Here is a 14,372-nt window from a genome sequence, read left to right as displayed (position 1 = left end):
GCTCGGATGGCCCCGGGGGGTGGGCGGGGGCTGGTTGTGCGTCCGCGGGTCGGTGGGGGTTCTCGCGCAGTTCCTCGCGCCCCTGGAGGGCTGGGCTGCGCTCCTGGTGCTTCGTGCGGTTCCTCGCGGCCCTGGAGAGCCGGGGCTGCGGGCCGGTGCTTTTTCAGGGATTCGGGGTCGTTGACTTTCGAGGCCTGCGTGGGCTGGGCTTTTCAGGGGCGCGGGGAACTGCGCGATCAGCCACGATGTGCCTGCGGACGGGCTGCGACCTCCGATGATGCGGGGCCCGGGGGCGGCAGCCCCGGTGGTTTTCTGCCAACCGGCGGGGGTGCCTGAGGGGCGCCCCACGCACCCCTCCCCGCCCAGGCCGAGCGCAGCGGAATCGCGGAACCGCTACGTCGGTGTGGGCGCAGAGCCTCGGAGAAGGTAGCGTGCATAGCGCGCCTGCGGCGGTTGTTCTCGGCCGCGCGCCTCTCGTTCATCCCGCAGAATGGATGACATAGGTGCGCCCGAGTGCGATCGGGCGCGGACGTCGACGCGGCCCCCTGGTCCGCTCCGTCCGCACCCCCCCGCCGAGGGAGGCGCACTCGTGAGACGGCGTAGGAGAGAAGCGATACCTGTGAGCGCAGCGACAACGCGAAGCCGCACCCCCGACCGTCTGTGTGCCGAGGCCGTCGGCCTCGCCCGCTCCGCGGCCGAGGAGGCCGCCGCACCAGGCGTGGTCGGCGAGCACGCGGGGCTCGTGTCCGAGGGCGACCGGGTCGTGACGCACTACTTCGAGTGCAAGGAGATGGGCTACCGCGGCTGGCGCTGGGCCGTCACGGTCGCCCGTGCCTCACGCGCGAAGTCCGTGACGCTGGACGAGGTCGTCCTGCTCCCGGGCCCCGACGCGCTGCTCGCGCCGGAGTGGGTGCCGTGGAGCGAGCGGCTCCGGCCGGGCGACATGGGACCCGGCGACCTGCTGCCCACGGACGCCGAGGACCTGCGGCTGGAGCCCGGGTACTCCGGCGAGGACGAGCCCTTGCCGAACTCGCCGGTCTCGCACGACATGGCCGAGCTGGTGGAGGCGGAGGACGCCGAGGTCACCGCCGGGGTCCCGGCGCACCTGCCGCTCGTACCGACGCGCGGGTCGATCGCCGCGGTCGCCGAGGAGCTGGGCATGCGGCGGGCCCGGGTGCTGTCCCGGTACGGGCTGCGCACGGCCGCGGACCGGTGGGAGGAAGGGTTCGGGGCGAAGACCGCGATGGCGCAGGCCGCGCCGGCGTCGTGCGTCAGCTGCGGGTTCCTCGTGGCGATCGGGGGGTCGCTCGGGCAGGCCTTCGGCGTGTGCGCGAACGAGTTCGCGCCGGCGGACGGGCGGATGGTGTCCCTGACGTACGGCTGTGGAGGGCACTCGGAGGCGGCGGTCATGCCCGCCCCGCCGCGCCCGGCTCCGCCGCGGCTGGACGAGACGCGGGTGGACCCCTTCCCGCTGCGGCCGTCGCCGGACTCGGGGTCGGTGCCGGTGGGTTCGGAAGAGGCCGAGTCCGAGGCGGATCTGGGGCATTCGTAGCTCCGGCACGGACACAGGCCCCGCGAGCCTGGTGGACGACGGCCCCGCGGGGCCCGGGAGGCGACGGCCCCGCGGGGCCCGGGAGGCGACGGCCCCGTGGGCCGGAGAAGCACGGGGCGCGGCCCCTGCTTCTCGGGGGCGCGTCGAACCGCGCGAGAAGCCGCGCGCGCCCGCACCCGCCGAAGTACAGCTACCCCCCACCCCCCTGGGCATCCAGCCTAGCCAGCGCGGCGACGCGGTACCTTCGTGCACCTGGCGACATGGAGGATGAACCGTGAGCAAGTTCGTGCGGCCGGCGGCCGAGGGTGCGGACCCGTTCGGGACGGCTCGGCTGCGGCGGGGCGTGCTCGACGCCTGGGCTACCAGTCCGGCCCGGTTCCGTGAGGATGCCAACTCCGAGGAGGACCTCGTCCTCGGCGGCTACCGGGACCGTCTCGTCGTGGAGTTGGCGCAGAACGCCGCCGACGCCGCCGCGCGCGCCAAGGTGCCGGGCCGGCTGCGGCTGACGCTGCGGGACGGCGTCCTCGTCGCCGCCAACACCGGCGCGCCCCTCGACGCGGGCGGCGTCGAGTCGCTGTCCACGCTCCGCGCGTCCGCGAAGCGGGACAGCCAGGACTCCCACGACGGTGCCGTCGGCCGTTTCGGTGTGGGTTTCGCCGCCGTGCTCGCGGTCACCGACGAGCCCGCCGTCATCGGGCGGCACGGCGGTATCCGCTGGTCGCTCGCCGAGGCGCGGCTGCTCGCCGCCGACACCGCCCGGCACAGCCCCGGCCTCGGGGACGAGATCCGCCGCCGGGACGGGCATGTGCCGTTGCTGCGGCTGCCGTTCGCGGCCGAGGGGACCGCCCCGGAGTCGTACGACACCGTGGTCATCCTGCCGCTGCGCGACACCGCCGCCGCCGATCTGGCCGAGCGGCTGCTGCACGCGGTCGACGACGCGCTGCTCCTCGCCCTGCCCGGTCTCGACGAGGTCGTCATCGAGATCGGCGCCGACGAGGTGCGGACGATGCGGCGGAGCGTGGAGGGGGCGCACGTCGTCGTCGAGGACTCACGGGACGGGGTCACGCGCTGGCGCACCGTCGCCGAGCACGGGGCGCTCGATGCCGTGCTGCTCGCCGACCGGCCCGTCGAGGAGCGGCTGCGTCCGCACTGGTCCGTCACCTGGGCCGTGCCGACCGGGCCCGACGGCGCACCGGTCCGCCCGCGCACCAGCGCCGTCGTGCACGCGCCCACCCCCAGCGACGAGGCCCTCGGCGTGCCCGCGCTGCTCATCGCCTCCTTCCCCCTGGACACGACCCGCCGGCGCGCGGCGCCCGGCCCGCTCACCGACTTCCTCGTGCAGCGTGCGGCGGACGCGTACGCCGCGCTGCTGGCCGCCTGGGAGCCGGTGGGCGAGGGGATCATCGACCTGGTGCCCGGCCCGCTGGGCAAGGGTGAGCTGGACGGGGCGCTGCGCCAGGCGATCCTGGAGCGGCTGCCGCGCACCGCGTTCCTGCCGCGTGCGGTGACGCCCGAGCCCGACGACGAGCTGGACGACCTGCCCGCCGCCCTGCGCCCCCGTGACGCCGAGGTCGTCGAGGGCGCCGGCGCCGAGACCGTGCGGGTGCTCGCCGACGTCCTGCCCAGCCTGCTGCCCGCCGGGCTCGAACGGCGCGCGGAGCTGCGCGCGCTGGGCGTCGCGCGCCTGCCGCTGGGGGACGTCATCGACCGGCTCGCGGGCCTGGAGAAGGCGCCCGACTGGTGGTGGCGGCTCTACGACAGCCTCGCCGGTGTCGACCCGGACCGGCTGTCCGGCCTGCCCGTCCCGCTCGCGGACGGGCGGACCACCATCGGGCCGCGGCAGATCCTCCTCCCCGCCCCCGACGGCCCGCAGGCGGCCCGCGCCGACACCCTCGCCCGCCTCGGCCTGAAGGTCGCCCACCCGGACGCCGCGCATCCGCTGCTGGAGAAGCTGGGCGCCCTGCCCGCGACCCCGCGCGCCGTGCTCACCACCCCGCAGGTCCGGGCCGCCGTCGCCGCGTCGCTGGACGACGAGGGCGGCGTCTGGGACGAGGAGGACGGCCGGCCGGACGCCGACGAACTCGCCGACCTCGTCCTCGCCCTGGTCCGTGACGCCGCGCTCGACCCCGGCGACGAACCCTGGCTCGGCGCCCTCGCCCTGCCCGACGAGGAGGGCGAACTGGCCCCCGCCGGTGAACTAGTCCTCCCCGGCAGCTCCTTCGCCCAGGTCATGCGCGAGGACGAACTCGCCCTCGTGGACGCCGAACTGGCCGACCGCTGGGGCGAACAGCCCCTGGCGGCCTGCGGGGTCCTCGCCACCTTCGCTCTCGTCCGGGCCACCGACGTCGTCCTCGACCCCGACGAACTGGAGCCGCGCGACGGGGACTTCGCCGAGCCGGACGACGCCGGGCTGCTCGACGCGGTGGACGTCTGGTCCGAGGACATCCTCGACCGGTTCCCGGACAGCCCCGTGCCGCCGGTCGCGACGGAGATCGTGGCCGTGCGCGACCTGGACCTCGTCGACGAGGACCGCTGGCCGGAGGCGCTCGCCCTGCTCGCCCGGCCCCCGCTGCGCGACGCTCTCGTCCAGCCGGTCCGCATCCTGCTCCCGGACGGCACGCACGAGGTCGTACGCCCCTACACCGCCTGGTGGCTGCGCGGACACCCGGTCCTCGACGGCCGCCGCCCCGCCGGCCTCCTCGCGGCCGGCGGCGACCCGCTGCTGCGCGGCCTGTACGACGAGGCCGACGCCACCGGCTTCGACGACGAGCAGGTCCTGCGGGCGCTGGGTGTGCGCACCTCGGTGGCCGCGCTGCTGGACGAGCCGGGCGGCGCCGCCGAACTGCTGGACCGGCTGGCCGACCCGGACCTCCCCGTCTCCGCCGCCCAACTCCACGGCCTGTACGGCGCCCTGGCCGACCTCGACCCGGAACAGGTGACCCTGCCCGACGAGTTGCGCGCGGTGGTGGACGGCGAGGTGGCCGTCGTGGACGCGGCCGACGCCGTCGTCGTCGACTCCCCCGACCTGCTGCCCTTCACCGCCGGTATGCCCCTGCTGCCCGTACGGCCTTCACGGGCCGGGGAGTTGGCCGAGCTGTTCCAGGTGCGGCGGCTCAGCGAGTCGGTCACCGGGGAGGTGGACTCCCAGGGCGCGGAGCACGACGTTCCGGAAGCGGTACGGATCCTGCTCGGCCCGGCCACCCCCGCGTCGTACGTGGAGCACGAGGAGCTGGTCGTCGACGGCGTCGAGCTGGACTGGCGCCGCACCCGCGACGGCGTCCTGCACGCCGCCACCCTGGAGGGCGTCGCCGCCGGGCTCGCCTGGGCGGCGGGCCAGTGGCCGCGCCGCTTCGAGGTGGCCGCCCTGCTCGAAGACCCGTCCAGGACGGCGGAGCTGGCACGGGACCGCTGGTTCGACTGAGCTGCACCCTTACGAGCCGCTATTTCCGCTCTCCACCAGGGTCGTGCTGGCACTTCATGACCGGGCCGCAAATATCGGCGGTCTTCACAGCATGCATATTCAGTCCTTTCCGGTTTGTTTTGCGCCAAGCTTTCCCCCTCGGGCGGCTTGTGGCGGAACTTCATTCAAGATGGAATTTCCGCTCGGCATCACAGGCGGTCCTGTGGCGCCATAGGAGCGAGGGAAAGAAGGGGTTCCGTCTATGGCATTCAATCGAAGGACGGCTTTCATTGGAGCGGCTGCGGCTGTGACAGTGGTTGCTGGAGCAACTGTTGTGCAGGCTGCGTACACGGACAACATGTACCCGACCGCGAATTACGGCCCACGCTGTGTGGATGGTGAATTGAACGACACGTTCTGTCAGACCGACAACAGGGCGCTCACCATATACAGCGAGAAGAGCCTCGACAGCGCAGAGAGACGTACCATCTCGAGAACAGTCAAGGATTTTTACGGACCTACGGACCTTGCCGTGCAGGTTTCGTCGTCCGGCGTCTATAAAGGCGACTCGGAGACCGACATCATCTACAAGTCCAAGCGGCTGTATAAGACGGTGGTAGGCGTCACGTGGTGTGATGACGCTGTTACGTCCAGGAAATGCGACCAGCACCACATCCTCATCAACTCGGATCACAGCGAGATGGGCAAGCTCAACAAGTGGCATGTGTGTCATGAGACAGGCCATGCCGTGGGTCTGACTCACGGCACTGAGGCGAACCCGCGCAAGCTCCTTCGCGACCCCGCTCTTGGATGCATGTCCTACGACCCCACGTACCGGCTCGGCGCGAACAACCGAGACAACATCAATTCGACTTACTGATGCGGATAAGGGGGAATCCCGTGCATATGACCAAGGGTGCGAAGATTGCAGGGGCTGGGTTGGGAGCGGCTCTCGTCGGTTCGGCTGTGCTCATTCCGTTCGCCTACGACAGCCAGGCTCGCGAGGCCCGTTCGGACGTCCTCCTGGCCGAGTCGCTGTATGCAGTGCCTGCCGAAAGCGCGACCGACTGGGTGTCATACGGAGATCAGACTGCCGTGGTGACAGTCGAGGCTGAACACGCGGGTACGGCCACCGCGGAAGAAACCGAGAGCGGAGAGGCGTATTTGTCGAGGACGGTCGACTTGCGGGTGAAGGAGCGCGTCTGGGCGCGGTCCGGCGCAGCGGCTCTGCCCGACACTCTTTCCATACCTGTCAACGGGTGGCAGCTCAAGGACGGTGTACGCCTTCGCGTGGGGTCGCACGACTCCTCACGACTTGAAGTGGGTCATGACTATGTCATCGTCTTCGCCCACTTCTCCGACGGTGATTGGTCACCTCTGGGAGCAGGAGGAATTCTTCCGTACGACGAGGGGCAGGTAGGACAGGGGGAATACCAGGGAGCACCTTTGTCCGTCGCGGCCTACCAAGCGGAAGTTGAGCAGCAGGTGGTCCCCGGTGCTGAGGAACCTGTGTCCTACCGGACGGCCGGGAAGTCGGCCACAAATGTCAAGAGCCTGTTGCAGAGCACCACTCCTGATCCGAAGGCAGCCCAGCACTTCGACCTTGACGCTACCGACCGATACCGCGAGGTCGCGGGAGTGGTACCCGAGCCGCCAGACACCTTCTGTTCCGTGGCTGCGCCGCTCGCAGTGTCCGAAGCCAGCAAGCACACAGTGGATGAACTCGGTGATGTCATTGAGGATCTCAGCACGCTCGGATCGTATGCGGCGTTGCACGTTTACGAGGCGCAACTGCGTCTGAGCGACGAGCCTGGCGGTCCCGACCTTACGAAGAGCGAAGCCCGACTGCAATCGATCACCAAGATCGAGGCGGACTGCGGCATCGAGGTAGGGGACCTCCTCCCGACCGATACGGAGAGCTGACTCCCACGACCTGGCTTAGTCGCATCGGGCTGCGGGGCTCGCACTTGTGTCCCGCAGCTCGGTGCGACCGCCGTGAGTACTATCTCCGGCGCGGCACTGCCGGACTCACGCGCTGCGAAGTGCGCCTCGGCAATGGCACTGTTGGTGCATGAGCCGGTCCGTCCCACGCTCTGCGAATCCTCAACCGGCATATATCGCACAGTGAATTTGCTCATGGACGTGCGATGAAGGTGATGCCGCTGACCAGCCAAGTGCCATGCTGCCGGGGCGGTGAAGTCACGGCTGAGGTCCGTCGCGGGCATGGCGTTCGCCGGACGAGCCGGCTCCGCCACCTGCGGCGCGTGACCTCTGGTGATGCCGCGTTCGCGAAACCGAGCCGATTCAGCTCGGCGCGGATGCGCGGCTCCCTACGTGGGCCGCGAGGTCATGAGCAACACAGTGACCTCGTGAGTGAGAGGGGTGTATCGGCGGTCTCTTGTCGGTGGTCTTCTCCGCCTCTGGCGAACGCACACACGTGCTCGCCCATCAGTCTCCTTCGTGAAAAACAGCCGCTTGTCACAGCGCCTCAATGGTCTCAGCCTGCTTGAAGTCCGGCCTGCGCTGCCGACGCAGCTCCTCCCACTCGGTCGTCCTCAGATCGTCGGCGCCCCTGGCCGCTGCCGGCCTTACTGTCCGACGCTGTTCTGTATCCCCTCGGCGCTGTCCCCTGAACAGGTTGGAGACCCGCCTGTCGGAGGAGCGAGCCAGGGCGACCGCGCCCCGCTTGTTCTCCTTAAGGCCCGTCTAAGACAAGTCCCGCAAGTCCCGTGAGGTCTTTCGACGGCTCCCCCAGGGGTGGTATAGGACCTCGCGGCTACTCTGTAGACCTTCGTGAGGATGGCGATCTTTGGGGGCCCGGTGGGACGCAGCAGGATGCCTGTGAAGAACTTGGGCGCCAGCGAACTGTGTCTCTTCATCGAACCGTACGGCGAGGACTACTGGCTGGAGCCTGGAGAGGCTTTTACTGTCGGGCCGGAGGCCGAAGGGATCGATGTCTGGTTCGGCACCTACGTCTCGACGGACTGCATCACCGTGTGGCTCTACGAGGACGGCGACCCCACCAAGGTCGTTCTGGACTACGTAGTCGTTGATGCCGACGGCGCCCGGCTGGATTGCGGACATCAGCGGCCTCTGCGGCGGGCTGTCCCTGATCCGGCCTGACCTGGGCCGTCTCTGCTTTGATCACCCGGTCAGCGCGAGGTTGTGTAGACGGGCGATGCCGAGCATGGCGTGGTGGACGCCGTCGCCGGCTATCCAGGACGGCTTCGACGCCGTGGTCACACCAGCCACACCAAGATCATCCCAGCCTCCCTGTCATCCGTTCCATAGAGATGAGCACCGGTGAGGGAGCCGATAGAGATGACCGCAGCACGCATGGCAGTCGCCGTGCTGGCCACATGGGCCACGCTGATCTTGCTGCTGCTCGCGCCGTCGCCCCTACCAGAGCATTGGCGCTACTACATCTACTCTCCGGCGAGCGTGGGCCTGTGGATGCTGACCATGCTCGTTGCGCCTGTCGTGGTCTGCATCGTGAAATGGCCATGGATCAAGTCGGGCGGCAGGTGAACCTCGACCTGCATACGAGCCCGCGGACTACCCCTTCACGCTGATCGGCAATTTATGGGGCGGCCCTTAGGCGAGAGGAGTTGGCCCGGCTTCGCTGGTGCGGCTGATCGGAGGCCGAGGAGCGCACAGGTTCGGTGTGACCCGGGCAACATCTTCACCGCAATCGCAGAACTCGTACAACCATTCCCCTGCCTCGTGGATCTGATCACCCGAGCCGACGGCTTTCTCAGGAGTCCCGGGAGTCACACGACTCCCGGAACCTGACCGGCTCGACAGACCTGAACCGGGTCTCGTGCCGACCTAGCGTCCGCGGGATCCCTTCCACGTGGGGAAAACATTGCGTAAGCGCGCCACTCTGGGCGTCGCCGTCACCGGCGCCCTGGCTCTGACCGCCCTCGTCGCTCCGGCCGCGCAGGCCGACGACCACATCGGCGACACCAGGATCAGCAATGTCTCCGTCAACGGAGGCAAGGCCGTCGTCGTCGGTGCCAAGGCCAGCAAGACGGTCACGCTCAAGTTCACCGTCACCGACAACTCGGGCCACCGGACGGCCAGCGCGTACCTGTACCGCGGCCAGACGGTTGAGACCTCCGAAAGCATCATCGCGTCCAACAAGGACCCGATCAGCTGCAAGAAGGTGACGTCGTCCAAGTACAACTGCTCGGCGACCTTCACCTTCAAGCCGGGCTACGACGTCATCAACTCCGTCGCTGGTACCTGGAAGACCACGGTGCTCGCCCAGGCCAAGGACTACGACTACTACATCAAGGACAACGCCAAGTCCTTCAAGGTCCTGCGCGCGAGCCAGCTCGCGCCTGCCAACGCCGCCCCGGAGCCCGTGGCCAAGGGCGCGACGATCACCATCACCAGCAAGCTGACCCGCGCCAACTGGAACACCAATGTGAACGGTGCTCTCAGCGGTCAGCCGGTGCAGCTCCAGTTCAAGAAGAGCGGCACGTCCACCTACAAGGCGGTCAAGACCGTCAACTCGGCCTCCACGGGCGATGTCTCCACCACGGTGAAGGCGAGCGCCGACGGCACATACCGCTACGTCTTCGCGGGCACCTCGACCACGGCGGCCGCGACCGCCACGGGCGACACCATCGACGTCAAGTAAGCAGCCACACCAAGGGGGCGTGCCGGTTCCGCCGGTGCGCCCCGACGCCGTAGAGCACGCGGGTCAACGGGCCCGCGATCACCGGGGCCCCATGTGACAACGCCGTCGGGCCCCACGTCTTCACTCTCCACCGGGGGAACACATGCGTATCCGCACCACCGCGATCGCCGTCTCCGGCGCCCTCGCACTCTCCGCCTTCGCCGTGCCCACCGTGTACGCCGCGGACGAGGCGAACGGCATCGCCACCTCCCCGCAGTGGGCGGCCGGAGCCGTCGACGGTGGGCCGTCGGCGTTCGGCGCGGCCACCGCCGCCGACGCGACCGCGGGGGACCTCGACGTCTCCTTCTCCGGCATGAAGGTGAACGGCGGCAAGCCGATCGTCGTCGGCGCGACCAAGCACCGCTCGGTGCCGGTCACCTACACGCTCACGCACGCCGCGGACGTCGACATCACCGCCGAGGACTTCGCCAACGGGCCGTTCCTGTACCTGAAGTCGATGCCCGGCTCGTTGCTCGACGAGTCCGACGTGCCGGTGCAGTTCGGCGAGGAGGAGGCGACCTGCACGGCCACCTCCTCGACCACCGCCGGCTGCAAGGCGTCCATCGAGCTCTACCCGGGCCAGACTCTCGTCAACTCGCAGGCCGCGACCTGGAAGGTCGGCGGCCTCGCGTTCCGGGGCGACCCGCTCACCGGAGACCTGCAAGAGACCTGGCAGGGCAAGCTCGGCACCGCCAAAGTCCAGCGCCAGACGAAGCTCACCGGCGCCAACGCCTCTCCCGAGCCCGTCAAGAAGGGCAAGACCATCACGGTCACGAGCAAGTTGACCCGTGCCAACTGGGACACCGAGAAGTTCCCGGCGTACGGCGGCCAGTCCGTGAAGCTGCAGTTCAAGAAGGCGGGCACGTCCACCTACACGGACGTCAAGACGGTCAAGACGTCCACCACGGGCGCCCTGAAGACCACCGTCAAGGCGTCCGCCGACGGTTCCTACCGTTACGTCTTCGCGGGCAGCTCGGGCACGGCGGCCGTGACCTCGGCGGCCGACGCCATCGACGTGAAGTAGGCGCGGCAATAGCAGGAGATGGGGCGTCGGCTCCGGGATTTCCCGGGCCGGCGCCCTTTTTTCGTAAGGAGTGACTCCGACTTCCGTAAGAGTCCGCAAGAGTCCGTAAGAGCGGGACCAAGCGTTCCGTATGCGTCTTTCAAGAGTCCGTATGGCCGGGCCAAATTCGCGTCGGGGGCGAATTCGGTCGAGGGAACGCGTGTTCAGATCGTCCGGGCCACAAGGCCCTGGATCACTCTTTCTCCACTTGGGGAACACATGCGCACAAGAGCCACTGTGGCCGCCGTCGGCGCCCTGGCCTTTTCCGCCCTCGGGATACCGGCCGCGCACGCGGCCGGCACGACGGCGACGAGCGGTCAGCCCTACACGCTGAACGTCAGCTTCTCGAACTTCAAGGTCGCCACGTCCCTCAAGGTCGGCATCGGCGGCACGGTCTCCACCGCGGTGTCGTTCACGCTGACACACGGTTCCGGCGTCGACATCACCGCGAAGGACTTCTTCGCGGAGCCCTTCCTCTACCGCGGCACCTTCGGCGACGAGGACACCCCGCAGCTGTTCGGCGACGACTTCGCCACCTGCAAGGTCGCCACCGCGACGACGGCGAGCTGTACGGGCACCATCGACATCCGTCCGGGCGACGGCGACCTGCGCAACTCGCAGGCCGGGACCTGGAAGGCGGGCGCCGACGCCATCGCGTTCAACGGCCAGGACCCGTCGAACGACGAGCTCGACTACAGCAAGATCGGCTACAAGGAGCAGGGCGGGCCGGCCTCCACCCTCGTGCGGCGGATCGCGAAGCTCACCGTCAACGCCGGGCCGGAGCCGGTCAAGAAGGGCAGGACGGTCACCGCGACGGGCAGGCTCACCCGCGCCGACTGGCAGAGCCACACCTACACGGCCTTCACCGAGCAGCCGGTCAAGCTCCAGTTCCGCAAGGCGGGCAGCAGCACGTACACCACGGTCAGAACGGTCTACTCGGACGCCTCCGGCAATGTGAAGGCCACCGGCACCGCCACGTACGACGGTTACTGGCGCTTCAGCTACGCCGGGGTGAGCACGACGGCGCCGGTCAGCGCGACGGGTGACTACGTCGACGTGACGTAGGGCCCCCGGGCGCTCCCTTCCCTGCGCCGCCTCCCGGTGCCGTTCGATGCCGCTCGATGCCGGTGACGCGACGGCGCGGCCTCCGCGAGGCCGGCCGCAGGCGAGGACGCCGGCCGGAGGCGAGGACGCCGGCCGCAGGCGTCCGGTTTCCGGAGCGGTACCGGACGGGTGCCCTACGCCGGGAAGCGGCGGTCCACCCATCTCCACAGGAACTCCAGTAGGGCCGAGGCCAGGGCGGCGACGGCGACCGCCATCCACGGCATGGTCGTCCCCACCAGCCGCAGGGCGAAGAAGTCCTGGAGCGACGGCACGACGAGGACCAGCAGGAAGCAGCCGCCCATCGCGGCCACCAGGCCCACGCGCCACCAGGTGTACGGGCGGGCGATGATGGCCAGCACCCACATGGAGATCAGGAAGAGCGTGAGGGTGGCCGCGCTGGTCTCCGCCTCCAACGCGCCCTCGCCCGCGTAGTGGTGGCGGGCGAGCAGATAGGTGACGAAGGTGGCGACGGCCGCCAGCACACCGCCCGGGATCGAGTACCGCATCACGCGCCGCACGAAGTGGGGTTGCGCGCGCTCTCTGTTGGGGGCCAGGGCGAGGAAGAACGCCGGGATGCCGATCGTCAGGGTCGAGAGCAGGGTCAGGTGGCGGGGGAGGAAGGGGTACTCCACCTGCCAGCAGACCACCAGGACGGCGAGGAGTACCGAGTACACCGTCTTGACGAGGAACAGGGTCGCCACCCGCGTGATGTTGCCGATGACCCGGCGGCCCTCCGCGACGACCGAGGGCAGCGTGGCGAAGCTGTTGTCGAGCAGCACGATCTGCGCGACGGCCCTGGTCGCCTCCGAGCCCGAGCCCATCGCCACACCGATGTCGGCGTCCTTGAGGGCCAGTACGTCGTTCACGCCGTCGCCGGTCATCGCGACCGTGTGGCCGTGGGACTGCAGGGCGCCGACCATGTCCCGCTTCTGCTGCGGGGTGACCCGGCCGAAGACCGTGCCGGAGTCGAGGGCGTCCGCCATGCCGTCGCGCTCGCCGGGCAGCCGGCGGGCGTCGACGACCTCGCCGGTCAGACCCAGCTTTCCGGCCACCGCGCCGACCGACACCGCGTTGTCGCCGGAGATGACCTTGGCCCGTACGTCCTGCTCCTCGAAGTAGCGCAGGGTGTCGGCGGCGTCGGGGCGCAGCCGCTGTTCGAGGACGACGAGGGCGGTGGGGCGGGCGTCCCGGGCGACCTCGGAGTCGTCGAGTGCGCGGGTGACCCGGGCGAGCAGCAGGACCCGTAGCCCCTGCTCGTTGAGCCGGCCGGTGTCGGTGAGGGCCGGGTCGTCGTCGGGGAGCAGGACGTCGGGCGCGCCGAGCAGCCAGGTGCTGGACTCGCCGTCGCTCTCGCCGAAGGACGCGCCGCTGTACTTGCGGGCCGAGGAGAAGGGCAGGGACTCGGTGCACCGCCAGCCGTCGCTGTCCGGGTAGGCGTCGATGACGGCCTGGAGGGAGGCGTTCGGGCGGGGGTCGGACTCACCGAGCGCGCCGAGGACCTTGCGTACGTACGCCTCGTCGGCGCCGCCCAGGGGGCGCAGTTCGGTGACGTCCATGCCGCCCTCGGTGAGGGTGCCGGTCTTGTCGAGGCAGACGGTGTCGACGCGGGCCAGGCCCTCGATGGCGGGCAGTTCCTGCACCAGGCACTGCTTGCGGCCGAGACGGATCACCCCGATCGCGAAGGCGACCGACGTCAGCAGCACCAGACCCTCGGGGACCATCGGGATGATGCCGCCGACCGTGCGGGCGACGGAGTCCTTGAAGTCGTTCTCCTTCACGATCAGCTGGCTGACGATCAGGCCGATCGCGGTCGGGACCATCATCCAGGTGACGTACTTGAGGATGGTGGAGATGCCGGAGCGCAGTTCGGAGTGGACCAGGGTGAAGCGGCTCGCCTCCTCCGCCAGCTGGGCCGCGTAGGCCTCCCGGCCCACCTTCGTCGCGGTGAAGGCGCCGCCGCCGGCGACCACGAAGCTGCCCGACATCACCTGGTCACCGGGGTGTTTGACGACCGGGTCGGCCTCGCCGGTGAGCAGCGACTCGTCGATCTCCAGGCCGTCGGTCTCGACGCACTCGCCGTCCACGACGATCTTGTCGCCGGGGCCGATCTCGATGAGGTCCCCGAGGACGATGTCGGAGGTGCCGACCTGGGCCGCGACCCCGTCCCGCCGGACCGTGGGTTTCGCCTCGCCGATCACCGCGAGGGAGTCGAGGGTCTTCTTCGCCCGCCACTCCTGGACGATGCCGATGCCCGTGTTGGCCAGGATCACGAAGCCGAACAGGCTGTCCTGGATGGGGGCGACGAACAGCATGACGACCCACAGGACGCCGATGATCGCGTTGAACCGGGTGAAGACGTTCGCGCGGACGATGTCCACCAGGGAGCGGCTGCTCCGCACGGGTACGTCGTTCACCTCGCCGCGGGCGACCCGGTCGGCCACCTCGGCGGCCGTCAGACCGGGCGCCCGCCCCGGGCGGGCCGGGACGGGCGTCGGGTGCACAGGATCGAGTTCGGTACCCGCGTCGATGTGCGTCATGCGTTCGACGGTACGTGCGGATCTGAGGGTTC

Annotated in this window: 10 protein-coding genes; 9 read left to right on the top strand and 1 reads right to left on the bottom strand. The window is 69.7% G+C overall.

Annotated elements, in window-relative coordinates; genetic code table 11:
* The first annotated feature begins 619 nt into the window (after positions 1 to 619).
* From STRBO_RS0137330 to STRBO_RS0137285, 9 genes are all read left to right on the top strand, one after another.
* Entirely contained in the window at positions 620 to 1,552 is a 933-nt protein-coding gene (locus tag STRBO_RS0137330) for a DUF3027 domain-containing protein (RefSeq protein ID WP_005486260.1), read from the top strand.
* A 274-nt stretch (positions 1,553 to 1,826) separates the two neighbouring features.
* Entirely contained in the window at positions 1,827 to 4,973 is a 3,147-nt protein-coding gene (locus tag STRBO_RS0137325; RefSeq protein ID WP_005486259.1) for a sacsin N-terminal ATP-binding-like domain-containing protein, read from the top strand.
* Positions 4,974 to 5,214: 241 nt separating this feature from the next.
* A complete protein-coding gene (locus STRBO_RS0137320) occupies positions 5,215 to 5,832 on the top strand; it encodes a hypothetical protein (protein WP_106438261.1) in 618 nt (205 codons plus the stop codon).
* A gap of 26 nt (positions 5,833 to 5,858) precedes the next feature.
* On the top strand, positions 5,859 to 6,875 hold the full coding sequence (locus STRBO_RS0137315) for a hypothetical protein (protein WP_005486257.1): 1,017 nt from the start codon (positions 5,859 to 5,861) through the stop codon (positions 6,873 to 6,875).
* An 876-nt stretch (positions 6,876 to 7,751) separates the two neighbouring features.
* Positions 7,752 to 8,075 carry a hypothetical protein gene (locus tag STRBO_RS0137310; protein WP_020115695.1) on the top strand — a complete coding sequence of 108 codons (324 nt, stop codon included), beginning with the start codon at positions 7,752 to 7,754 and terminating at the stop codon, positions 8,073 to 8,075.
* A 198-nt stretch (positions 8,076 to 8,273) separates the two neighbouring features.
* Positions 8,274 to 8,480 (top strand): hypothetical protein, encoded by a 207-nt coding sequence (locus STRBO_RS0137300; protein ID WP_093790702.1) that lies wholly within the window; start codon positions 8,274 to 8,276, stop codon positions 8,478 to 8,480.
* A gap of 325 nt (positions 8,481 to 8,805) precedes the next feature.
* Positions 8,806 to 9,597 (top strand): hypothetical protein, encoded by a 792-nt coding sequence (locus tag STRBO_RS0137295; RefSeq protein ID WP_005486251.1) that lies wholly within the window; start codon positions 8,806 to 8,808, stop codon positions 9,595 to 9,597.
* A 142-nt stretch (positions 9,598 to 9,739) separates the two neighbouring features.
* Entirely contained in the window at positions 9,740 to 10,660 is a 921-nt protein-coding gene (locus STRBO_RS0137290) for a hypothetical protein (protein ID WP_005486247.1), read from the top strand.
* A gap of 258 nt (positions 10,661 to 10,918) precedes the next feature.
* Entirely contained in the window at positions 10,919 to 11,764 is an 846-nt protein-coding gene (locus tag STRBO_RS0137285; RefSeq protein ID WP_028797072.1) for a hypothetical protein, read from the top strand.
* Positions 11,765 to 11,937: 173 nt separating this feature from the next.
* On the opposite strand, the gene STRBO_RS0137280 is transcribed toward STRBO_RS0137285, so the two are convergent.
* Entirely contained in the window at positions 11,938 to 14,340 is a 2,403-nt protein-coding gene (locus STRBO_RS0137280) for an HAD-IC family P-type ATPase (protein WP_005486244.1), read from the bottom strand.
* Positions 14,341 to 14,372: the final 32 nt, after the last annotated feature.

Source organism: Streptomyces bottropensis ATCC 25435 (genome assembly GCF_000383595.1).
GTDB classification, from domain to species: Bacteria; Actinomycetota; Actinomycetes; order Streptomycetales; family Streptomycetaceae; genus Streptomyces; species Streptomyces bottropensis.
Note: the sequence above shows the minus strand (reverse complement) of the source record. Positions and strands in the feature narration are given on the sequence as shown.

Coding starts and splice junctions, on each gene's coding strand:
- STRBO_RS0137320 (WP_106438261.1), top strand. CDS start 5,215: ATGGCATTCAATCGAAGGACGGCTTTCATTGGAGCGGCTGCGGCTGTG.
- STRBO_RS0137315 (WP_005486257.1), top strand. CDS start 5,859: ATGACCAAGGGTGCGAAGATTGCAGGGGCTGGGTTGGGAGCGGCTCTC.
- STRBO_RS0137310 (WP_020115695.1), top strand. CDS start 7,752: ATGGCGATCTTTGGGGGCCCGGTGGGACGCAGCAGGATGCCTGTGAAG.
- STRBO_RS0137300 (WP_093790702.1), top strand. CDS start 8,274: ATGACCGCAGCACGCATGGCAGTCGCCGTGCTGGCCACATGGGCCACG.
- STRBO_RS0137290 (WP_005486247.1), top strand. CDS start 9,740: ATGCGTATCCGCACCACCGCGATCGCCGTCTCCGGCGCCCTCGCACTC.
- STRBO_RS0137285 (WP_028797072.1), top strand. CDS start 10,919: ATGCGCACAAGAGCCACTGTGGCCGCCGTCGGCGCCCTGGCCTTTTCC.
- STRBO_RS0137280 (WP_005486244.1), bottom strand. CDS start 14,340: ATGACGCACATCGACGCGGGTACCGAACTCGATCCTGTGCACCCGACG.